Annotated in this window: 20 protein-coding genes and 1 pseudogene; 9 read left to right on the top strand and 12 right to left on the bottom strand. The window is 56.8% G+C overall.

Annotated features, from left to right (window positions below):
- Positions 1–150: 150 nt before the first annotated feature.
- The 6 genes from CHB79_RS07125 to dinG form a co-directional block, all read right to left on the bottom strand.
- Positions 151–1,281 (bottom strand): sugar diacid recognition domain-containing protein, encoded by a 1,131-nt coding sequence (locus CHB79_RS07125; protein WP_089359398.1) that lies wholly within the window; start codon positions 1,279–1,281, stop codon positions 151–153.
- A gap of 44 nt (positions 1,282–1,325) precedes the next feature.
- The gene (pdxH, locus tag CHB79_RS07130; protein WP_010486705.1) at positions 1,326–1,973 is read right to left on the bottom strand and encodes a pyridoxamine 5'-phosphate oxidase; all 648 of its coding nucleotides are present in this window, start codon (positions 1,971–1,973) and stop codon (positions 1,326–1,328) included.
- A gap of 115 nt (positions 1,974–2,088) precedes the next feature.
- Complete coding sequence (locus tag CHB79_RS07135) at positions 2,089–2,730, bottom strand: OmpA family protein (RefSeq protein ID WP_010486703.1); 642 nt, start codon at positions 2,728–2,730, stop codon at positions 2,089–2,091.
- A gap of 200 nt (positions 2,731–2,930) precedes the next feature.
- Positions 2,931–4,076, bottom strand: a complete 1,146-nt coding sequence (locus CHB79_RS07140; protein WP_089359399.1) for a serine hydrolase domain-containing protein — start codon at positions 4,074–4,076, stop codon at positions 2,931–2,933.
- A 33-nt stretch (positions 4,077–4,109) separates the two neighbouring features.
- Positions 4,110–6,506, bottom strand: a complete 2,397-nt coding sequence (locus CHB79_RS07145) for a beta-galactosidase (protein WP_245851386.1) — start codon at positions 6,504–6,506, stop codon at positions 4,110–4,112.
- 70 nt (positions 6,507–6,576) lie between these two features.
- On the bottom strand, positions 6,577–8,721 hold the full coding sequence (gene dinG / locus CHB79_RS07150) for an ATP-dependent DNA helicase DinG (RefSeq protein WP_089359400.1): 2,145 nt from the start codon (positions 8,719–8,721) through the stop codon (positions 6,577–6,579).
- Positions 8,722–8,858: 137 nt separating this feature from the next.
- Here dinG and CHB79_RS07155 point away from each other — a divergent pair, with 137 nt between their 5' ends.
- Positions 8,859–9,323 carry a CopD family protein gene (locus tag CHB79_RS07155; protein ID WP_089359934.1) on the top strand — a complete coding sequence of 155 codons (465 nt, stop codon included), beginning with the start codon at positions 8,859–8,861 and terminating at the stop codon, positions 9,321–9,323.
- Positions 9,324–9,410: 87 nt separating this feature from the next.
- Here CHB79_RS07155 and CHB79_RS07160 read toward each other — a convergent pair whose 3' ends face one another.
- From CHB79_RS07160 to CHB79_RS22175, 3 genes and pseudogenes are all read right to left on the bottom strand, one after another.
- Entirely contained in the window at positions 9,411–10,184 is a 774-nt protein-coding gene (locus tag CHB79_RS07160) for a collagen-like protein (RefSeq protein ID WP_176443171.1), read from the bottom strand.
- The gene (locus CHB79_RS07165; protein WP_083840266.1) at positions 10,177–10,587 is read right to left on the bottom strand and encodes a DUF1145 domain-containing protein; all 411 of its coding nucleotides are present in this window, start codon (positions 10,585–10,587) and stop codon (positions 10,177–10,179) included. The genes CHB79_RS07160 and CHB79_RS07165 overlap by 8 nt, the downstream gene beginning before the upstream one ends.
- A gap of 286 nt (positions 10,588–10,873) precedes the next feature.
- Positions 10,874–11,230: pseudogene (locus CHB79_RS22175) on the bottom strand (OmpA family protein); the annotation flags it as partial.
- 425 nt (positions 11,231–11,655) lie between these two features.
- Between CHB79_RS22175 and CHB79_RS07175 the strand changes: the two are divergent.
- The gene (locus tag CHB79_RS07175; protein WP_010486689.1) at positions 11,656–12,153 is read left to right on the top strand and encodes a DUF6231 family protein; all 498 of its coding nucleotides are present in this window, start codon (positions 11,656–11,658) and stop codon (positions 12,151–12,153) included.
- Positions 12,154–12,161: 8 nt separating this feature from the next.
- On the top strand, positions 12,162–12,644 hold the full coding sequence (locus tag CHB79_RS07180; RefSeq protein WP_089359402.1) for a YchJ family protein: 483 nt from the start codon (positions 12,162–12,164) through the stop codon (positions 12,642–12,644).
- 56 nt (positions 12,645–12,700) lie between these two features.
- Here the strand turns inward: CHB79_RS07180 and CHB79_RS07185 are convergent, their stop codons facing one another.
- Positions 12,701–13,252, bottom strand: coding sequence for a hypothetical protein (locus CHB79_RS07185; protein ID WP_089359403.1), 552 nt, complete (start codon positions 13,250–13,252; stop codon positions 12,701–12,703).
- Between the two features lie 390 nt (positions 13,253–13,642).
- Here CHB79_RS07185 and CHB79_RS07190 point away from each other — a divergent pair, with 390 nt between their 5' ends.
- From CHB79_RS07190 to CHB79_RS07215, 6 genes are all read left to right on the top strand, one after another.
- Entirely contained in the window at positions 13,643–15,454 is a 1,812-nt protein-coding gene (locus CHB79_RS07190) for a monovalent cation:proton antiporter-2 (CPA2) family protein (protein WP_089359404.1), read from the top strand.
- A 169-nt stretch (positions 15,455–15,623) separates the two neighbouring features.
- Positions 15,624–16,121 carry an LEA/WHy family protein gene (locus CHB79_RS07195; RefSeq protein ID WP_176443154.1) on the top strand — a complete coding sequence of 166 codons (498 nt, stop codon included), beginning with the start codon at positions 15,624–15,626 and terminating at the stop codon, positions 16,119–16,121.
- Positions 16,122–16,127: 6 nt separating this feature from the next.
- Positions 16,128–16,319, top strand: coding sequence for an SEC-C metal-binding domain-containing protein (locus CHB79_RS07200; protein WP_010486680.1), 192 nt, complete (start codon positions 16,128–16,130; stop codon positions 16,317–16,319).
- A gap of 7 nt (positions 16,320–16,326) precedes the next feature.
- Positions 16,327–16,788: a DUF2489 domain-containing protein gene (locus CHB79_RS07205; protein ID WP_029529485.1), complete on the top strand. Its 462-nt coding sequence runs from the start codon at positions 16,327–16,329 to the stop codon at positions 16,786–16,788.
- A gap of 300 nt (positions 16,789–17,088) precedes the next feature.
- Positions 17,089–17,301, top strand: a complete 213-nt coding sequence (locus CHB79_RS07210) for a cold-shock protein (protein WP_010486675.1) — start codon at positions 17,089–17,091, stop codon at positions 17,299–17,301.
- 266 nt (positions 17,302–17,567) lie between these two features.
- On the top strand, positions 17,568–18,062 hold the full coding sequence (locus tag CHB79_RS07215; RefSeq protein ID WP_089359405.1) for an RDD family protein: 495 nt from the start codon (positions 17,568–17,570) through the stop codon (positions 18,060–18,062).
- Between the two features lie 55 nt (positions 18,063–18,117).
- Here CHB79_RS07215 and lptG read toward each other — a convergent pair whose 3' ends face one another.
- Both lptG and lptF read right to left on the bottom strand, forming a co-directional pair.
- On the bottom strand, positions 18,118–19,179 hold the full coding sequence (gene lptG, locus CHB79_RS07220) for an LPS export ABC transporter permease LptG (RefSeq protein WP_010486670.1): 1,062 nt from the start codon (positions 19,177–19,179) through the stop codon (positions 18,118–18,120).
- Positions 19,172–20,293 (bottom strand): LPS export ABC transporter permease LptF, encoded by a 1,122-nt coding sequence (gene lptF, locus CHB79_RS07225; RefSeq protein ID WP_010486669.1) that lies wholly within the window; start codon positions 20,291–20,293, stop codon positions 19,172–19,174. The genes lptG and lptF overlap by 8 nt, the downstream gene beginning before the upstream one ends.
- Between the last annotated feature and the right edge of the window lie 144 nt (positions 20,294–20,437).

The following is a 20,437-nucleotide window of genomic DNA, read 5'->3' on the forward strand; positions in this document are numbered from 1 at the left end:
TTTTATAGGAATGCCCGGCAACCTGCCGATTGGCGGCGTATTGTCACCTAGCTGCAGGCTTCAATGCCCTGTGCCCGCGCACCACAAACCCACATCATAAACACAGCCTTACTGTGCACGCGCACAGCACCGGAATGATGTTTGCCCGCCTTATTCCGGCCCCAGTAATTCAAGGCCCAGTGTCAACTGTAGACGCTGATCGAGCCGCGTCAGCTCAATACCGCTCAATTGTGCAATTCGCTCAAGCCGATAACGCAGGGTATTGCGGTGAATACCGAGCGCATCCGCGCAGACTTGGGCCTGCCCCTCGTGCTCGCACCATGCGTGCAACGTCTCCAGTAACGCCCCATTGGTATCTTGCTTGACCAGCTGTTTCAGCGGCGCCAGCCAGCCCTGCAGCAGCCAGCTGTGGCGCTGGGCATACAGCAGCGTTGCCAGCCGGTATTGATCCAGGCGCAACAGCCGCTCCTGGGGATTTCGAGCCTGCGCGTACACCTGAAGATCCCGTAAAGCCAGGCTGGCCTGGCGCAACTCATCCAAGGAGCGGGCCGAATCGCTAACCAACAAGCGACGCACGCCCCAATCACGCTCATCGGCAGCACCCAGCCAGGCACTGTCACCACGCCCGGCACTGGCTGGACGACAATAAAACAGCTCGCGCGCACTGGATAAGGTGCACAGATGCTCGCTCCTGCTATTTAGCGCATCCAGAACACGGGCTTGCCTCAGAGATGACTCACTGCCCTCCTCCAACTCCAGCAAGCAGGCCTGCAGCGGCCAATGCAACTGCAAGTCCAGGCGCTGGGCTTCAGCTTCAAGACTGGCCAGCGATTGTTGAGGATCAAGCAGCAGGCGTAGCCAGGATTCCAGTTGATGACGCTGCCAATTGCGCTCAGCCTGCAACTGGCGCTGCTCGACCAGCATTTCAGCCGCCATCCGCACCAGTTCTGCGTAGGGCCTGACGATCTCAGGAGAACCGGTAATGCCCAGCACGCCAATCAATTGCTGGGCATACATCAGCGGCAGGTTGACCCCAGGCCTGACTCCGCGCAAGCAGGCAGCGGCCTGCTGATCGATTTCCACCACCCGTCGATTGGCAAGCACCAACTGCGCGCCTTCGTGACGGGTGTGCAGGCGCTCCGGGTCACCGCTGCCGATGATCATGCCTTGAGCGTCCATGACATTGATATTGTGCGGCAGGATCGCCATTGCGCGATCAACGATGTGCTGTGCCAGCGCGGTGTCGAGTATCACTGTATGGCCCTGTTCAAGCCGCCCCATGAGCCGGCAAAGACATTAAAATTCAAGGCATTTGCAACTGCGCGTCAGGGTGCCAGGCGTTCGCGTTGCCATTGCCCTTCAACCAGGCGGTAGTTCAGACGATCATGCAGACGGCTGGCACGGCCCTGCCAGAACTCGATGCGTTCGGGCAACAAGCGGTAGCCGCCCCAATGCGGCGGGCACTGGGGAGCTTGGTCGGAAAATCGCTGCTGAGCCTGTTCCAGTAAAGCTTCAAGCTCGGCGCGATCAGCAATAACCTGACTTTGCGGTGAGGCCCAAGCCCCCAAGCGACTACCCATTGGCCTTACTTGAAAGTAGGCGTCGGACTCCGCAGGCGTGACCCGCTCGACGCGCCCTTCGATGCGCACCTGGCGCTCAAGCGTCGGCCAAAAGAACGTCATGGCGGCAAAGGGTCGTGCAGCCAATTGCTCGCCTTTGGCACTGTCGTAATTACTGAAAAAGGTAAAACCGCTGGCATCCAGCCCCTTGAGCAGCAATACGCGACAGTGGGGACGACCTTCGGCATCCACCGTTGCCAGGGTCATGGCGTTGGGTTCCACCGGAAGCTGTTCGGTGTTCAGCGCTTGCGCGAACCATTGCTCGAACAGTGCAAACGGCTCTTGCGGCGCCTGCGCCTCGGTCAAGCCATCACGGATGTATTCACGGCGCATATCGGCCAGAGTCTGGGTCATTGGCTAAGCCCTCCTGAAGGATATTGCTTAGCTTACCCGAGCGCCGCGTTGCTGGCTTGATCTGCAACAACCGGCGATAAACCCGCCGCACTGCAGCGGGTTTAATGGGAGGCGCTTACTTGGATTCGGTCTTGGCGACAACCGGCAATGGTTTCTCGTACTGGGCAAGCAGCGCGTTGAGGGTTTTCTGCGAAGTGAGGATCATCTCAACGCGACGGTTGAGTTCACGTCCCGCGGCACTGTCATTAGCGGCGCGTGGAGCATCCGGCCCCATGCCCTTGACCAGCAGGCGGTCGCGCTTGAGACCACTGAGTTGGAAAATCGCGACAAATGCCCGTGCACGCTTCTGGCTCAGTTCACGATTCAGTTCCAGGGTACCGGAAGTGTCGGTGTGGCCCAGAATCAAAATACCCATGCTCTTGTCATTTTCCAGCAGCTTGGCGACCTTGGTGATAGGCGACAAGGTGATCGGCATCAGCATGCTCGGACGATCAGGGTTGAAGTTCGATTTGACTGGCGCGGTTACCACCAACACGTTTTCACGACGCTCAACCTCGAAATTGCTGCCCTTGACCGCTTCACGAACACGCGGCTCGTACTCATCCAGCCAGGCCTTGGTAACGGCTGGGCTAGGTAATTGCGGCGTAGCCTTGCTGGGGCCTGGGGACAGGAAACTGAGTTGTTCCGGGAGCTTGAAGCTTGAACAGCCTGAGATCAGTACCGCCAAGCCAATTACTAAGTACTTATGTGAGCGCATTTATTATCCACACCTAATAGAACAGCCAAAATAAGTCCCAGGAATACTCTGAAAAACTACTGAGCCAGACAATGCACCGGGGCAAAAGGCATGAAGGGCTGATTCACCCACACCCTTGATTTGTGCCTTGTCCTGTCTTCGCTCGTTTTTTTTCAGAGTCCCCCTAAAGCTTTGATTGCGACACAGTTTAGCTGAGCTTGCTACAAAGATTCAGCCAACTTCACTGCAAGTTTTTGCGCTCTGGGGTCCATTAAGACGAATGGCCCTAGATTATTGACCACAAAACCGAATGCGACCTCATGTTCAGGGTCGGCAAAGCCAATGGAACCGCCAGCGCCCGGATGACCGAATGCCCCACGGCCCATGCCGTAGGTTGCATTGGCAACATCTGGCTGATCGAGCATGCAACCGAGTCCAAAGCGGGTTTGAGTCAGCAAGGTTTTATCCTCACCCTTGCTGTGCTCACGGGTTAACTCGCCAAGCAGTTCGCTTTCAAGCAAACGGCCGTCGAGCAAAGCGTTGTAAAACCCGGCAAGGCTGCGGGCATTGCCGTGACCGTTTGCTGCAGGCTGCTGCATGCGCCGCCACTCGGGCTTGTTGGTACTGGTCATGATTGAAGGTGGATTGGTAAAGGAGCGCGTCGACATTGCGCTGGCATCGGTCATCATGACTTTTAGCAGGCGCTGCGCAGCAGCATCGCCCATATTGCCCTTGCCACGCGACACATGGGCGACGCGGTGGAACTCCGTATCAGCCAGCCCCACATGGAAATCCAGGCCCAGCGGCTCACAGATCCGTGCGGCGATGGACTCTCCAGGACCACGCCCTTCGACTCGGCGAATAACCTCCCCCACCAGCCAACCATAGGTGATCGGGGCATAGCCATGCCCTTCGCCAAGCGACCACCAAGGCTGCTCGGCAGCCAGGGCGGTGGTCATTGCATCCCAATCATAGAGCGCTTCAGCCGGCAGCATCGCGTGCAGCGCAGGCAACCCCGCTTGATGGCACAGCAGGTGGCGAAGCGTGATATTGCTCTTCCCGGCGGCTGCAAACTCTGGCCAGTAGCGCGTCACTGGCGCATCCAGGTCCAGCTTGCCCTCACCGACGAGCTGCATGATCGTCACCGCTGCAAAGGGCTTGGTGCAGGAAAACAAATTAACAATCGTGTCGCTGTGCCAGGCCTGCTCGCCTTCCTTGTCTGCAACGCCGGCCCAGATATCGATAACGGTCTCGCCAGCGACTTGCACGCAAAGCGCAGCGCCACGCTCCTGGGGGTTATCAAACAGCTCGGCAAAGGCATCCTTGACGCCTTCAAACTTGAGGTCGAAATACCCCTGAATCTGCATGTGTTGTCCTTAATTGCCGGTCGGTATCTTTGGTTATGGCTGGCTTTGGGCCTGTGCTTGTGGCGCAGCTATCGGTGTTTGGGGAGCCGGTACATCTTTAAGCGTTTCGAGCAAACGGCTACCGACCTTGAGGTTGGTCTTGCGCACCGCCTCGACAAAACCTGCGAATGGCCGGTCGGTTATGCCCAAAAGCCCCAAGTGGCCATTTTCCCCATCGAGCAAGCGCCCTGTGACAGGCTGGTCAAGATACTGGAACCAGTGCGCCCCAACAATCGAAGGCTCAGCCAGGGCCTGCTCGATAAAATGGCTGTACGCCGGGCCACGGTCTTTCTCGGCATGGACCTCGGTCACGCCGCCCCAGAACGGCCCACGGTCACGCGAGCCAAAGTGAAACTCGGTGACCAGGATCGGCTTGTCGAGGGCGCGCAATGCAGCGAAGTCATAGCCATGTTGCGGCTCAAGGGTGTAGAAGTTGAAGCTCAGGACATCGCAATACTGGGCGCACGAGGCAACCGCCTCCGGAGTGCTGATCGCAAAACGACCACCCAGCAACATCTGGTTCGGCGCATGCCATTGCAGCGCATCATCAATGGTCTTGAAGTAGGTATCGGCAAACAAACGCTGGAAGGCCCGGTAGTCCTGCTCGATCGCCGGGTACTTCTCGTTCGGCAGCGGCGCCTCGAAGCCCGGGTCTTCCAGTAGCTCCCAGGCAGGCAAGTCAATGCCCCAGGCTTTCGACAGTCCTTGCTGGTTGCGATATTTGTCGCGCAGCATTTTCAGGAATGCACGCTTGGCAGGTACATCGGTAGTCGAGCGCAGGGTGCCGAAACTCAGAGCATAACGCCCGCGTGGCCCCGGGTCGGGATGGGCCCAGGCCAGCTCGTTATCGGCATAATAGCCAATCAGCCACGGATCATTGCGATGGTCGCGCGCAGCGATGGCTACAGCTCGCTCGGTGGCCATGGCAAAGCGCGGATCGAATGGATCGGGCATCCCACCCCACCAGTCCAGCCCGGTGCTGATGGTTTGGTAATCGCCACTGATCGAAAGCGGCAATGTATAGGGCATGCGCTGCGCCTTGCCCAGTGAATCCGCGCTCCAGTTGCCAATGGTATTGAAGCCCCAGGCCTGCAGACGGGTCAGTGCAAGCTCGGTCCAGCGCTTGGCATCGAACGAGCTATTGCTGCAATCCACAGCCGTTGCCGGCGCGGTGGCTGCGGGCTGGTCAGCGGGCTTTCCGGATACCGGCTCGGCGCCTGCCACAGGTTCAGACGCCGGAGCCTTCGGGGATTGGTCCGCCTGGATGTCATGCCCAGGCTGCAAACAGGCATCATCGGCATAGGTGCGCTGCAGGTTGGCCTTGTAGAAGTCGAACCACTTGCCCTTGGCAAACCCCCGGCCCTTACCAGAGCCGTTATTGCTTTGGTTGTCACCCTGGCCGTAATGCACGGCCAGGGGGTCGGATGCAGCAGGCAAGCCCTTGAACATCGACTCCCGGCCTTCGATGTAGGTCTGGCTCTGGTCGGTATTGACCGCGTTCACCCCAAGGGAGAAAAACGGATTGCCATCCGGGGTGACCATGATCCAGCGCTCACCCAGTTTTTGCGTGCGGAAGAAGCCGGTTGCCTCAAGAGTTGGCCCACCCAGCAAACCGCCATACTGATCGAACTTCGGTCGTTCACTCAGCCATTTGGCCAACTGCTCTTGTTCCTTTTGCGCGGCATCTCTCAACTGTTCTGCGCTATTAACTTTTTCTGGCCACTGGCCGCGCGTGAACTGGCCGAACTGGTCGACAATCGAATCATAGGCGGCAGCTTCTATGGATGCGCCCTTGTAGACGCCAAAACGCCCGAGCAATACGCTTTGAGCGGAATCCGGGTTGTTCAACGACAGGGTCACGCGACTGACCTTGCTCTGGTCCAGCTCCCCGCTGACATTCGTCGCCAGCAACACCCGCTGCCCCTCAAACTTCCACGGCATCGGCGGTCCCGCACGCATGCCATGTGCATTGGGCGAAGTCGCGTTGAGCGGCACGATCAGCGTTTGCCCAGGCCCGGCTGGCAGTGCAACGCTGGTGTGCAAGACCTTACCATCGGCACTTTCAACCTGCACATTCAGGGTCAGCGCCCAGTCCATGGCGTTTTGCAGGTAAAGGGTTATCTGCGAATCATCCGACCAATCCCAAACACCCTTGTTCGGAGTCAGTTCAAGGCGCGGTTGTTGTGCCTGATTGAACACGAAGCGCCGAAGAATCTCGCCAGTTGGCGTTTCTTCAGCGGTCACCTCTGGAAAATTCGAGTCTTTGGTTGCGACCTTGACGACATCGGTCGGGCTTACAAAGTTAAGCAATGTTTCTTGCCCTTCAAGCGCAGCAAAGGCTTTTGAGCAGGTGAATAAGGCAACCAGTAATAGCAATTGACAGTGCTTCATTTACAGCCTCTCTAGAACAACCCACCAATGGACAACCTGGCAGGCAAATATTCACCCTGTTTTTTTCAACTTAACTAATTTCGCGGCGAAACGGCGGCAGCGCATTGAGAATGGCTTTGCCGTAGCGCTGCGTGACTACCCGACGATCGAGCAAGGTGATAATGCCCCGATCCGCTTCAGTACGAAGCAAACGACCACAGGCCTGGACCAGCCTGAGCGAGGCATCGGGCACGGCAATTTCCATAAAGGGGTTGCCGCCTCGCGCCTCGATCCATTCGGCCAATGCAGCTTCCACAGGATCGTCCGGTACAGCAAAGGGTATTTTGGCGATCACCACATGCTCGCAATAGGCGCCGGGCAAATCGACACCCTCTGCGAAGCTGGCCAGGCCAAACAAGACACTTTCTTCCCCACTATCGACACGGGCCTTGTGCTTATTCAGGGTTTCCTGCTTGGACAGATTGCCCTGGATAAATACCCGTTTACGCCAGTCGCGTTCAAGCCCATCGAACACAGCCTGCATCTGCTTGCGCGATGAGAACAGTACCAGCGTTCCTTTTGAGCCTTCAACCAACCCCGGCAGTTCCCGGATTATGGCCGCCGTATGCACTGTTGCATCACGGGGATCGGCTTTTAGGTCCGGGACCTTGAGCACACCGGCGTCGGCATGATGGAACGGGCTGGGCACCACCGCAGTGACCGCAACCTTGGGCAGCCCGGCGCGCATGCGATAACGATCGAAAGTACCCAGCGCGGTCAGGGTCGCAGATGTCACCAGCGCGCCATAGGCCACATTCCACAGGTTCCGTCGCAGCATCTCCGCCGCCAGGATTGGACTGGCGTTGACTTCAATGTCAAACATGGCGCCGCTTTCAGCCAGGGTCAGCCAGCGCGCCATTGGCGGATTGTCTTCCGGGTCCTCGGTGGTAAAGGCCAACCAGAGCTCCCAGTTACCTTGCGCACGGGCAAGCAGGCTGCCAAACAGTGGGTACCATTCCTCGGCCTGGTGGCTGGCGATACCAATGGTCGCTTCACCGTCCATGGCTTCTTTAAGGTGTTCGGTGACGCCGGTAAACAAATCGGTCAGTTTCGAAAACCCTTTTTTCAACTCAAGACCAAGCTCGGTCAGGTGCTCGGGTACCACTCCACCGACAAAACGGTGCCGCGGACGCTCACGGCCTTCCATGTCTTCGCCTGGCTTGAAGTCAGCCACCTGCTCGCAGGCATTGAACATGAACTGCTGCTGGGTCTTGATCTCACGGGCAAGCTCGGGCACCTGTTCGATCAAACGTCCGAGATCGCCTGGCAGAGGGTTCTGGGCGAGCAACTTGGTCAGGTTCTTGGCGACCTGTTCCAGCCAGTCAGCAGTTGAGCGCAAGCGGGTGAAGTGTGCGAAGTGGCCAATTGCTTTATCTGGCAAGTGGTGACCTTCATCGAACACATACAGGGTTTCACGCGGATCAGGCAGTACAGCGCCGCCGCCAAGGGCCAAATCGGCCAACACCATATCGTGGTTGGTGACAATGACATCGACCTTGCCCATGCCTTCACGTGCCTTGTAGAAAGCACACTGCTGGAAGTTGGGACAGTGACGGCTGGTGCACTGGCTGTGATCAGTCGTCAAGCGCGCCCAGTCAGCATCTTCGAGCTCTTGCGGCCAACTGTCACGGTCGCCGTCCCACTTGTTGCCGGCGAGCTTCTCGATCATTGAAGTAAAGAGTTTCTGGCTTTGCTCATCGACATCAATCTTGAAGCCCTCTTCCTCGAACAGCTGCGCGGTGGCGGTCTGCGCATGGCCCTCTTGCAGCAGCAGGTCGAGCTTGGACAGGCACAGGTAGCGGCCACGGCCCTTGGCCAGGGCAAAGCTGAAGTTCAAGCCACTGTTACGCATCAGGTCGGGCAGGTCCTTGTAGACAATCTGCTCCTGCAGGGCGACCGTCGCAGTGGCAATCACCAAGCGTTTACCTGCGGCCTTGGCAGTCGGGATCGCCGCCAGGCAATACGCCACGGTTTTACCGGTACCGGTGCCCGCTTCCACCGCGACCACCGCAGCATCGCTGCTACGTTTACCTTCGCCATCGGTTTGTATGACACCGAGGACTTTGGCGATCTCTGCGATCATCAAGCGCTGGCCATAACGTGGCTTGAGGCTTTTGGCTTCAAGGAAACGCGTGTAGGCGCCCTGGATTTGAGTCTTGAGTTCGTTACTGAGCATGAGAATAAGGGCGCAAAAGGCTGGATAAATTTTCAGTGTTTGCAAACGGCCGCTATCATAACGCGCTAATCAATCTTGCGCAGAAACCTCTGCATACCAATCAGCCGATTCTCGACCTACACCCTTGGGAGCCTCAGATGACACCTTACGCCCTGTCTTATGCCTTACACGTGCTGGCTGCCCTGATTTGGGTGGGTGGCATGTTCTTCGCCTGGATGATCCTGCGCCCGGCCGCAGTCAAAACGCTTGAAGCCCCCACCCGCCTGCAACTCTGGGCCGAAGTCTTTCAACGGTTCTTTCGCTGGGTGTGGCTGGCGGTGCTGATACTGCCGGTTAGCGGCATGGGCATGCTGCACATGCGCTTCTCGGGTTTTGAGACCGCCCCCAAGTATGTGCATGTGATGATGGGGCTCTATATCGTCATGCTCGCACTGTTCTTGCGCATACAGGCGCTGCAACTGCCAGAGCTACGCCGTGCGATTGAAGCGCAGCAATGGCCTGCAGGCGGCGCGGTTCTGGGCAAGATTCGCCGCCTGGTCGGTATCAACCTGATCATCGGCCTGGTCGTCGTGGCCCTGGCAGCGCTTCGCCCAACCTTTTGAGACGACAGGCATTGCCAATGCCGCTCGCAGACAAGCCCTGCAGGGCTCTCTTTGAGCGGCCATCATGGCCAAGCAAGGCCGGAGGGTTCAAAAAGTGATGATATCCGCCGAGCCTGGTGCGCCCATGGCGCCGGTCTGACCAGCCTGCCCCGGGCGTCCATTGCGTGCGCTGTTGGTGGCGTAGATCCAACAATCTTTACTCGCCCCACCGGTTCCACCGGCGCCAGCACTCCCGGCCTGGCCACCTTCACCACCTTCAACGCGGATAGTCAGGCGCTCGGTGGGAAATGCTTGCGGCACCTCGACACGCAAGTGGCCGCCTGGCGCACCGGCTTGACCGTCGCCGCCATCGTAGCCATCAAACCCCTGGCTCGCCTGGCCCCAAGTGCAACCGCCGGCCTTGCCATTGGCACCCGCCAGGCCCGCATAACCTGGCGTACCCTTGCCGCCACGCACATCAATGATCAACGACTCGGTGGTTACATCTTCCAGGCGAATAGCCAATGTACGCCCGGCAACGGCGGGACGCTCGAAGGTCCCTGGAGCGCCCCGCGCGGTAATTTGCGCACCACTGGCAATATCCCCCGTGGCAGCTTCAAGACGGAATGAACCCTCGCTCGGCGCGATTGCAATTCGCGCGGCCGGACCAAGATTGATATGGGCCACGCGGATTTCACTCACCCCGGCTGGCACCAGCAGCGTGCCGTGATCCGCAACCTCCAGACGCTCAAGCATCAATACGCTGGTAACCGCGGGCAAGCGCATCATGCTGTTCGGCTCGACTTTGATCAGCGTTTGCGCCAACGCCAGGGGGCTGATCAAGGCAACGCCCATCGCTGCAGCCATAAGCACATTACGCATGTTCATGTTTGGTCTCCGCCATTGACTCAAATTGCATTTGTAGCTGTAGGTGGCTGTCGCCTTCTGGCTCAACCTTCGCCGCATCCTGGGTTTGCTCGGCGACTGCTGTTGCGTCCGGAGTAGTTTGCACGCAGGCCTGGCTGACGCTGTCGTCGCGCTTAAGCGCAAGGATGTGAAATATCCCAAGAACCAGTACCTTGGCCCGGCTCAACCAGGGACTTGATGACTGTTGCAACTGAGACCTGAAATGCCACAGCTCGACGATATGTGCCGCGGCGACCAGCGCGCCGGCGACATTCAGCAACAGCGAGAAAGGTTGCGCATAGGGTTCAAGCAAATTACCAACCACAGCAGCCCAAAACAGCAGCGTGAGCGCCGCCCCCACAGCCAAAATCACTTTCATCCCCGCCCCCAGCAGTTTTGTTTTGCCGCACATTAACGGCTTTCACCTTGCGATGAAATGCTCGGCGCAAATAAATCCGGGCACGGCACAGCAATTGGCAAACCGCCAATGGCAAACAAACCGGCCTTGATCCGCAGAGGAACGCTTGGACGAATGTCCGCAGCGGTGAAACTGTTAAAGCGCTTGTGTTACCGGAACGTACCGGTAACCCAAGGTAAACTCGTCAAGCCTGCCCCCGGCAAACCGCGAGGCCTGCCGGGGGAAACTTGAATATCGCGACAGCAGGTTAAGGCTGTGCTTCCACTGCAGCTTCTACGCGACGGTTGATCGCACGACCTTCTGCGGTGGCGTTGTCCGCAACTGGACGGCTTTCACCATAACCCACCGAGCTGACACGGCCACTTTCAACGCCGTATTGATCGACCAGAACGTTACGTACCGAATTGGCACGACGCTCAGACAGCGACTGGTTGTAGGCGTCTGTACCCACGGAGTCAGTGTGACCTTCAACCACTGTGGTGGTTTGCGGGAACTGCTTCATGAAGTCAGCCAGGTTTTGGATGTCGGCGTAGCTGTCTTGCTTGACGTTGTCCTTGTCGAAGTCAAACTTGACGTCCAGCTCGACACGAACAGCCTCGGCAACAGGTTCAGGCTCAACAACCACAACCTCTTCAACCACTGGCTCAGGCGATGCGCCGTGAACCCAGCAATAAGCTGCTGCCAGACCAGCACCAATCGCTGCACCACCGCCAGCCCAGGCCGAGCTTTCGATTGCGCCCAAACCAGCACCGCCGATGCCGCCAACTACTGCACAAGTAGGCCAGTCACTTTTCTGAATGCCAGCACAGCCAGTCAGAAAGGTGGATGCCAAAACCAAGGGTACCGCTTTGCTAGTGATGCTCATATATACGTCTCCGGTTAATAATCGGCTCCAAACCGATACTTATGGATTAAAGACGGCACTTCTAAATTCCGCCAGAGTTGATTTACAACGATGTGAAGAACGAACAGTTATAGGCCATCTTAGTCATGCGGGTTAGTCTTTATCCACCTGCATGAGGAATATTGATGAGTGAATGCATTTCTTCGCGTACGCCACAGCAAGCTGTAGCTGCGCTTCTAGAGCGCTTTGCGCCTAAAAGACTACTGTTGGTTGGCGCCAGTGAATTGCCGGCTTTAGCCGCCTTCAAACTGGCCCATCCAGACTGCCAGATCGACCACGCCGACGCCGGATTACTGCCTAATACTTTAGCCGCACAGCGCTATGACCTGGCCTTGATTGCAGATTGCCTCGAGCATTTACCGAAAAATGCTGGCCTGCAACTACTCGGTGGCATTCGTAACCTCAATACCAATCGAATGGTTGTGTTGGTCGATCTGGCGGCCAGCCAATGGCAAGAAACCGACATGTTTTCACTGGCCTTGCAAACCAGCGAACGCTTTGCACGAGGTGAACAGACCCTCAGCCTGTTTACCTATGATTTACTTGACTACAAGCAAGTCCCCGACTGGCTCAACGCCAAGTTCTGGGCCAATCCGGAAAACTTCGGCAAATACTGGTGGTAACTGGCGCAATGAACACTGCATCAATTGACTCCAGCTGTCCGTGCGGCAGCGCTGACTTGCTGGCTGAATGCTGCGGTCGCTATCACACCGGCACTCCGGCCCCCAGCGCCGAGACGCTGATGCGTTCACGCTACAGCGCCTATGCCTTGGGTCTGGTTGACTATCTGGTGGAGACAACCCTGCCGGCCCAGCAAGCCTTGCTCGACCGCGAGGCGATCAGGGCATGGAGCCTGCAAAGCACCTGGCTCGGACTGGAAGTAGAAAGCGCCGAGGTGCTTGGCGGCAAGCCCGAGCATGCCTTTGTAACCTTCACTGCACGCTGGCATGACGCAAGCGGTGAGCACAGCCACCGCGAGCGCTCGGCATTCGTGCAGAACAATGGCCGCTGGTACTTTATTGACCCGACGGTCCAGCTCAAGCTTGGACGCAATGACCCCTGCCCCTGCTCCAGCGGACAGAAATTCAAGAAATGTTGCGCAGTCTTCTTCTAGTCGGCTCAGCGGTACACTTATCGACCCAGGCTGCAGCACGCCACAGCCTGGGCGGTTCAATCTTGCAATTTGAGATGTGATACATCTGGCGCCGGCCCGGGCGGGGCATCCTTGGCCTGGCCCATATCACTGCCAACAGGCGCCAGGGAGAACTGCGACAGGTCAAGGTTCGGCGCTTGCGGCTCGGGTTTGCCGTCCTGCAAGTCGTCACCTAGCGGAGCAATACCAAAGTCGGGCGCTTGAACCTCACTGAATGCAGCCATGTATTCATCGCGCGGCAAGAGTTTTTTAGATGACTGGGCACTCACGGTTGCTGGGGCTGCGGGAGCCGGTTCGGTTGCAGCCGGTGCAGGTGCCAACTCAATCTCCTCGATTTCGTCAGGCATGACGACGATATCAACCACAGCGCCCGCGCGCTCAAGCGTGGTCCGATATTTCTCGGCATTGGCCTGGTCGAGATTATTCTTGATCACCAGGCGACGCCCTGAAAACATCATGGCAATACGTTGCGGATTCGCCTGAAACAAACGCCCAAGATTGGCCTGAACCAGCGCCAGGTCTGCCCCCGGAACCAATTGCCCTGAGAAAACAACTTCATAACGGCTCATGTCACGTTCCTAATCCGTGCTTGCTCGATTGGATGGCAAGCGACTTGCTATTGACTTGCCATTGTATGTCGCCTGCCTTGCGCGGCTGCAAAAACCACTGCACTTGAGGCAGGCCAGGATACTCAAGCCATGGCTTAGACCTTTATACTTGGCCACGGCTCTTTGCTGGCACATAGCTTTATCCTAGTTGCTTAAACTGCGGATAAGTAGCAATGGTGCCGCGACTGATTGCAAATTTGCCGACAGGCGCTTGAAGCTGTGCGCTGGGTCGCGCAATTCGTCGGCGTCGCTGCATGCAGTGCCGAATATCTGCGGTCCTGCTATCTGCCCCGCGCCAGCTCGCCCCTGATTATTGCGGACGTTAATCTTAATTTATTCAAGGAATAGAAAATGCCTCATGAAGGCAGCGCATTGCAGGTCATCGTAGTCTTCCTGCTAGCAGCCGTGCTTGTGGTACCACTGGCTAAACGCTCGCAACTCGGGGCCGTACTGGGTTACCTGGCAGCGGGGGTATTGATTGGCCCGCCCGTATTGGGACTGATTACCAACCCGGAACAGGTCAGCCATATTTCCGAACTTGGCGTCGTGCTGCTGTTGTTCATTATTGGTCTCGAACTCTCTCCGCGCCGGCTCTGGGTGATGCGCAAGGCCGTATTCGGCGCGGGCATGGCGCAGGTGCTGCTGACCGGCATGATCATCGGCCTGGTCGCCTGGCAGCTTTTCGCTCAACCCCTCAACACTTCAGTGGTACTCGGCCTGGGCCTGGCCCTGTCATCAACAGCATTTGGCCTGCAGATTCTGGCCGAACGCAAGGAGCTCACCAGCCCCCATGGGCGCCTGGCCTTTGCTATTTTGCTGTTCCAGGATATCGCGGCGATCCCCTTGATCGCCATGGTCCCGATACTCAGCGGGGCCGATGCCGCCAGCGGTATCGATCTGATGCAGTTGCTCAAGGTGGTCGCCAGCATTGGCCTGGTCGTTGTCGGAGGCCGCTACCTGCTACGGCCGGTTTTTCGCACAGTGGCCAAAACCGGCTTGCAGGAAGTATCGACTGCAACCGCGCTATTGGTTGTGTTCGGCACCGCCTGGCTAATGGAACTCGTCGGCATTTCGATGGCATTGGGTGCCTTTCTGGCGGGGCTGCTGCTTGCGGACTCCGAATACCGCCATGAACTCGAATCCCAGATCGAGCCATTCAAGGGCTTGTTGCTCGGTTTGTTCTTTATCAGCGTGGGCATGTCCGCGGACATCAGCCTGCTGCTCACCCAGCCCGTTACCGTTATTGGCCTGACCCTGCTGTTGATTGCGCTGAAAATGCCGGTCTTGCTGCTGGTCGGCAAGCTGATTGGCGGACTCAACAAACAAAGCGCCGTGCGCCTGGCCATTGTTTTGGCAGCCGGCGGCGAATTCGCCTTTGTGGTATTCAGAATGGCCCGTCAACAAGGGCTATTTGAGCCAGAGCTGTACGACTTGCTGATTTTAACCATCACCTTGTCGATGGCCCTGACACCGCTGATGATCCTTCTGGTGGCGCGCCTGCTGAGGGAAAAACCAGTTGTAAAAGAAGTCCCTGAAGAATACAGCGACATGGGCATCGGCATCGATCAGCCGCGCGTAGTGATCGCCGGTTGCGGCCGCATGGGCCAGATCGTTGCGCGAATCCTGCGAGCCCAGCACATTTCATTTATCGCCCTGGATACCTCGGTCGAAACCATCGAGCTGTCGCGCAGCCTGAGCGGGGACATGCCGATTTTCTACGGCGATCCATTGCGCCCCGAGATTTTGCGCGCGGCACAAACCGAGCATGCCGAGTACTTCATCGCCGCGATGGATGACCCTGACACAAACTTCAAGGCAGTCGAACTGGTACACCGGCTTTACCCCAAGATAAAGGTAATTGCCAGGGCGCGTAGCCGAAGCCATGTATACCGGCTGATCGACGCTGGGGCCACACCGGTTCGTGAAACCTTCTACTCCAGCCTTGAAATGAGCCGCCTGACGCTGCTTGGCCTGGGCATTGAGGACACACTGGCAGACAAGCTCATCACCCGCTTCCAACACCACGACGAACAAGTACTTGAAGCCCAGTACCGAGTGCGCGGCAACAAGGAGGCCGTGATGCAGACAGCGCGTGAAGCGCGGGCAGAACTCGAAACATTGTTCAAAGCTGACAGCGCCGATGAAAAGCCAATAACGGAATAGGCCGTAGGGGCACAATACTAAAAACCTGTGGCGCACCAGTTAATGATGCCGGAAGTTAAGCAGTAACATTTCTGACCCGATTTTGACTCACAATGGCGCAGGTTTTTAAGCTTAGGCAGCTTGCACCCAAGCGGTTGCTTGTTACACTGGGCGTCTTACGGAGTACAAAATGGCTTATCAGGCATCCATTATAAGAACGTTCAGCCTAGTTTTAATTTTTGGCCTCATCAGCAGTCTGAACGGTTGTTCGACATGGCTGACTGGCAACTTTAAAGACCCCGATGTTCGTCTGGTCAAGGTTGAAGTCATCAAGGCAAAATTGCTTGAGCAGCAATTCCGGCTGCGCTTCCATATCAAGAACCCGAATGACGTCAGCTTGCCCGTTCGCGGCATTGATTACGTAGTATTCCTCAATGACATGAAACTCGCTGAAGGCGAGTCTGATGTCTGGTTTACCGTTCCAGCAAATGGCCAGCATTCTTTTGAAATTCCGGTGCGCACCAACCTGTGGCGACATGTCCGCCAGATCGTAAAAATGCTCGAACATCCCGACGAACCCATCCGCTATCGGCTCGAAGGTGAAGTTAAAACCGGAATGTTGTTCGGTCGCAGCGTGCACATGATGCGAAATGGCGAGATAATCCCCGGAGATTTCATCCCGGAGTAGTTTCGCATGACCCAACAACCTCACGTCCATGGCCCTGACTGCAATCACGACCACGATCACGACCATCACCATGGCCACGTGCACGGCCCTCATTGCAACCACCAGGAGCCAGTGCGTAACCAGCTCAAAGATATCGGGCGCAATGATCCTTGCCCGTGCGGCAGCCAGAAGAAATTCAAAAAATGCCACGGCGCCTGATCAGTCAATGAATATGCTCTCATTGGTTCTGATCTGCGTCGCAGCAGTTGTAGTCATGGCGCTTGGCTTCTATGCCCTGTCGCTATGGCGCAAGGTCTGGTCGATACAACGCCAGCAACGCAATGCAACCCGAGAGCAGCAGCAACGGCTTGGCGAAGATTTGAAGATCCTCGCCAGCAGCCTGCTTGAAGGACAGTTGCCACTTATCGAGGGCGCCATTCGGATCAAGGTGCTGCTCGATAACTTCGACATTGGTCTTAGTCAGGACTCCCACTGCCAGGTCTTTCATCAGTTGTATGAAGCCACCGCGCACGTACCGACCCATGCCGATTGGAAAGCGCTGGATAAAACCAGCCGTCGCCAGCATGAAAAAAACTTCAGTGAACTGGAGCTGCAACACAAGGCCCAGGCCCGCGAATCTGCGCGCTGGCTGCTGGACGCAATTGCGACCTGGCCCAGCCGCGCTTGACGCCCATGAAGGCTGCGACAATCAGTCCCATGAGGGTCGCCTGCAATGGCATGTGAACCCGTACTTGGAGCAGGCCAAACCCCGCACAAACCTAAGGTGCGCAAGGGGTTGGCATTTGTCATGTAGTTAGCGTAGAGTTATTTGACTGTGTTTGCATGGGTCGCAGTTAATCGTGGCCTGATGCAGTAGATCCTTTACGATCCGCTACATCCCTCCCGAAAGCTATTTCTCCTTGCAACCAGTCTCAGTCCTTCTATTATGAGGAGGCTGTCATCAACTTTAAGTTTCAAGGAATAAAAAATGTCGAATCGTCAGAACGGTACCGTCAAGTGGTTTAACGACGAGAAAGGTTTTGGTTTTATCACTCCAGAAAGCGGTCCGGATCTGTTCGTACATTTCCGCGCTATCGAAGGTAACGGCTTCAAGAGCCTGAAAGAAGGCCAGAAAGTCAGCTTCGTAGCTGTACAAGGTCAAAAAGGCATGCAAGCTGACCAGGTTCAAGTCCAGGAATAATCTTGCCGCTTTGAAGAACCCCTGATGGCAACATCAGGGGTTTTTTTATGGCAGGAACCTCTGAAAAGCTAGGCGCAACGGGAGTAGCAGCCAAAGGCTGGCCCGAAGGGCGAGTGCCAGCGAGTCAAAAAGTGCGAAAAAGCGACCAGGGTCGCGCTTCGCTTTAGTTGTTCTAAATGAGCACTTTGAGCGGTTTTTAACGCCGCAATACTTGCCGCAGTAGTTTTTCTGAGGCTTCCTAAGGCGCTACATACTTGCGGATTACCATGCGAAAACGTCAACTCAGCCCTCAGGGCGATTTTCCATCAGCAGGGCTGCCTCGCCGCTTTGCCGCAATGTTCTACGACTTTTTACTCTGTGTTGCGCTGCTTATCGTCGTGACATTCATCTACAAGCTGATCCTGATGGGCTTCTATGGAGCCGAACAACTCAAGCAGATGTCTGATTCGGGTGCATTGGACGGCGATCCAATACTCTCGACCCTGCTGTTTATCTGCCTGTTTGGCTTCTTCAGCAAGTTCTGGACCTACAATGGTCAGACCCTGGGCATGCAGGTTTGGGGCGTCCGTGCACAGAACGCCGACGGCACGGCCATTAGCCTATGGCAAGCCCTGCTGCGCTTTATGGTCTCGATCGCATCCTGGCTGTGCCTTGGCCTTGGCTTCTTCTGGGTACTGATCGATAAACAGCACCGGACCTGGCACGAGATCTACTCTGAAAGCCAAACCGTTCAGTTGCCGAAAAACATCCACAAGAAGTAACCAGACAGAAAAAAGCCGGCGCCCAGTTCAACAAGCGCCGGCTTTTTTGCACCTGCTAACCGGCTCGGCGCAACAACCATACCCCAGCGATGGCGCAAATACCCGCTGGCACCAGTACCGCCAAAAGCGGCGAGAAGCCGAACACGAGGCTTGAAGGTCCGAGCAGGTCTTGTGCGATCTGGAACACAAAGCCGACCAGCACACCGGTAAACACCCGCTGCCCCAGGGTGACCGAGCGCAAAGGGCCGAAGATAAATGAAATCGCCATCAGAACCAGGGCCGCAGTAACTATAGGTTGTAAAACCTTGGTCCAGAACGCCAGCCAATATTGGCTGTTGTTCAACCCCTGATCAGCCAGGTATCCGGCATATTGCCAAAGTCCGGTGATCGACAGGGCGCCAGGCTCAAGCACGACGGTGCTGAGCAACTGCGGGTTAAGCTCGACATCCCAGCGCTCGGTCGGTGCCTTGGTCACCTCGGTACTGCGCTCCTTGAAGTGGGTGGTAGTAACCCCTTCAAGCGACCAATGGTCGCCCTGGAACTGCGCCTTGCGGGAAAAGCTCGAAGATACAAGGTGACGCTCTTTATCAAACTGATAACGCGTGATGCCGTACAGCAGGCCATTGGGTTGCACGGCGTTGATATGCACATATTCTTCACCTTGACGGTGCCACAGGCCTCGCTTGGAGCTTTGCGCATCACCCGCCCCCTGCGCCATGGAGCGGTCGGCCTGGGCCATGTTCTCGCTCCAGGGCGCCAGATACTCACCGATCAGGATACCAGCGAACATCAGCACCAACATCGGCTTCATCACCGCCCAGACAATACGCCGGATAGAAACACCCGCCGCGCGCATGATGGTCAACTCACTGTTGCTGGCCAGGCTGCCAAGGCCAATAAGGCAGCCAATCAGGGCCGCCATCGGCAACATTTCGTAGGTGCGCCGTGGCGCCGTTAAAAACACATACCAGGCCGCATCGGCCAGGCCGTATTTTTCATCGACATCACCCAGTTCATCGATGAATGCGAACAGCAAGGCCAGCGCGACAATAATCCCCAACACACTGAGGATGGCGAGAAATACCTGCTTGCCGATGTAGCGATCCAACTTAACCACGGGCAATCTCCTGCGAACTACGACGAGAGGCCCACTTCAGGCGTATCGGTTCCCAATACAGCAACAACAGGCCGATCGCGATAAACACCCCGTGCACCCACCACAAACCAAGACCGTAAGGAATCCGGCCCTTGTCCATCGCGCCACGCGCGGCAATCAGGATCGACAGATACCCCATGTACAGCAAAATGGCCGGAAGCAACTTGAGAAACCGGCCCTGGCGCGGATTCACCCGCGACAGCGGCACAGCCATCAAGGTCACCACGAACACCAGAATAGGCAGCGAAATACGCCATTGCAGCTCTGACTTGTAGCGCTGGTCATCACTGCCGATCAACTCGCGGGTCGGCACTGCCTCACGCTCGCTCACATCAACACTGACCTCAGGCTTGGGCAGCAGTACACCGTACTCATCGTATTTGATCGCCCGATAATCGGCCTGCCCAGGGTTGCCATCGTAGCGGTAGCCATTTTCCAGAATCAGGTAGCGACTACCGTCTTCCTGGATTTCCTGGCGACCCGTTTCGGCGACCAGCACAGTAATGCCGCGGTCTTTCTGGCCATCGGAGGACAGGCGTTTTTCTGTAATAAAGATACCGCCCAGCTCACTGCGGTCATTCGACAAGGTCTCGGTGTAGGTGACCCGAGAGCCCTCCCCCATGGACTGGAAGCGCCCGGGCACCAGGGTATCGAACTCGGTCAAGGCATCCTGCTGGTTGAGGATGCGCGCCACCTGGGATACGCCCTGTGGCGCCAAACCCAGGCTCAACCATGCAACCAGCAGCGCGACCAGCGTTGCCGGGGCCAAGGAATACATCATCAGCCGTTGCTGGCTCATGCCGGTCGCCGAGAGCACCGTCATTTCACTGTCGAGGTACAGGCGGCCATAAGCCAGCAGGAAACCCAAAAACAAACCCAGCGGAAGGATCAGCTGGAGAAATCCGGGCAAGCGAAAGCCCATGATTAAAAACAAAACACTTGGATCAAGCGCACCCTGGGCCGCTTGGGCCAGGTATTTGATGAAGCGACCGCTCATGATGATAACCAGGAGCACAGCACTTACAGCGCTCAATGTAGTCAACACTTCACGGGATAAATAACGGAAGACGATCAAACCAGACACTCCAGGGTTGTCAGGCTCAGGCAGCTACGCTCAAACTAGCCACACTGTTTGCCAATTCGCCCAACAGGCGAATCACTAAATTAATTGCCACCATTATCCAGTAATACCGACCCGTTGTCTTGAGGACACCATTCC

This window comes from Pseudomonas segetis, assembly GCF_900188155.1.
GTDB lineage: Bacteria > Pseudomonadota > Gammaproteobacteria > Pseudomonadales > Pseudomonadaceae > Aquipseudomonas > Aquipseudomonas segetis.

Excerpts from the sequence above, each read along its gene's own strand:
- CHB79_RS07155 (WP_089359934.1), top strand. The coding sequence starts at position 8,859 with ATGACACCTTACGCCCTGTCTTATGCCTTACACGTGCTGGCTGCCCTG.
- CHB79_RS07195 (WP_176443154.1), top strand. The coding sequence starts at position 15,624 with ATGGCTTATCAGGCATCCATTATAAGAACGTTCAGCCTAGTTTTAATT.
- CHB79_RS07215 (WP_089359405.1), top strand. The coding sequence starts at position 17,568 with ATGCGAAAACGTCAACTCAGCCCTCAGGGCGATTTTCCATCAGCAGGG.
- CHB79_RS07140 (WP_089359399.1), bottom strand. The coding sequence starts at position 4,076 with ATGCAGATTCAGGGGTATTTCGACCTCAAGTTTGAAGGCGTCAAGGAT.
- CHB79_RS07210 (WP_010486675.1), top strand. The coding sequence starts at position 17,089 with ATGTCGAATCGTCAGAACGGTACCGTCAAGTGGTTTAACGACGAGAAA.
- CHB79_RS07175 (WP_010486689.1), top strand. The coding sequence starts at position 11,656 with ATGAGTGAATGCATTTCTTCGCGTACGCCACAGCAAGCTGTAGCTGCG.
- dinG (WP_089359400.1), bottom strand. The coding sequence starts at position 8,721 with ATGCTCAGTAACGAACTCAAGACTCAAATCCAGGGCGCCTACACGCGT.
- CHB79_RS07180 (WP_089359402.1), top strand. The coding sequence starts at position 12,162 with ATGAACACTGCATCAATTGACTCCAGCTGTCCGTGCGGCAGCGCTGAC.
- CHB79_RS07135 (WP_010486703.1), bottom strand. The coding sequence starts at position 2,730 with ATGCGCTCACATAAGTACTTAGTAATTGGCTTGGCGGTACTGATCTCA.
- CHB79_RS07205 (WP_029529485.1), top strand. The coding sequence starts at position 16,327 with ATGAATATGCTCTCATTGGTTCTGATCTGCGTCGCAGCAGTTGTAGTC.
- CHB79_RS07185 (WP_089359403.1), bottom strand. The coding sequence starts at position 13,252 with ATGAGCCGTTATGAAGTTGTTTTCTCAGGGCAATTGGTTCCGGGGGCA.
- pdxH (WP_010486705.1), bottom strand. The coding sequence starts at position 1,973 with ATGACCCAGACTCTGGCCGATATGCGCCGTGAATACATCCGTGATGGC.
- CHB79_RS07125 (WP_089359398.1), bottom strand. The coding sequence starts at position 1,281 with ATGGGGCGGCTTGAACAGGGCCATACAGTGATACTCGACACCGCGCTG.
- CHB79_RS07160 (WP_176443171.1), bottom strand. The coding sequence starts at position 10,184 with ATGCGTAATGTGCTTATGGCTGCAGCGATGGGCGTTGCCTTGATCAGC.
- CHB79_RS07145 (WP_245851386.1), bottom strand. The coding sequence starts at position 6,506 with ATGAAGCACTGTCAATTGCTATTACTGGTTGCCTTATTCACCTGCTCA.
- CHB79_RS07165 (WP_083840266.1), bottom strand. The coding sequence starts at position 10,587 with ATGAAAGTGATTTTGGCTGTGGGGGCGGCGCTCACGCTGCTGTTTTGG.
- CHB79_RS07200 (WP_010486680.1), top strand. The coding sequence starts at position 16,128 with ATGACCCAACAACCTCACGTCCATGGCCCTGACTGCAATCACGACCAC.
- CHB79_RS07190 (WP_089359404.1), top strand. The coding sequence starts at position 13,643 with ATGCCTCATGAAGGCAGCGCATTGCAGGTCATCGTAGTCTTCCTGCTA.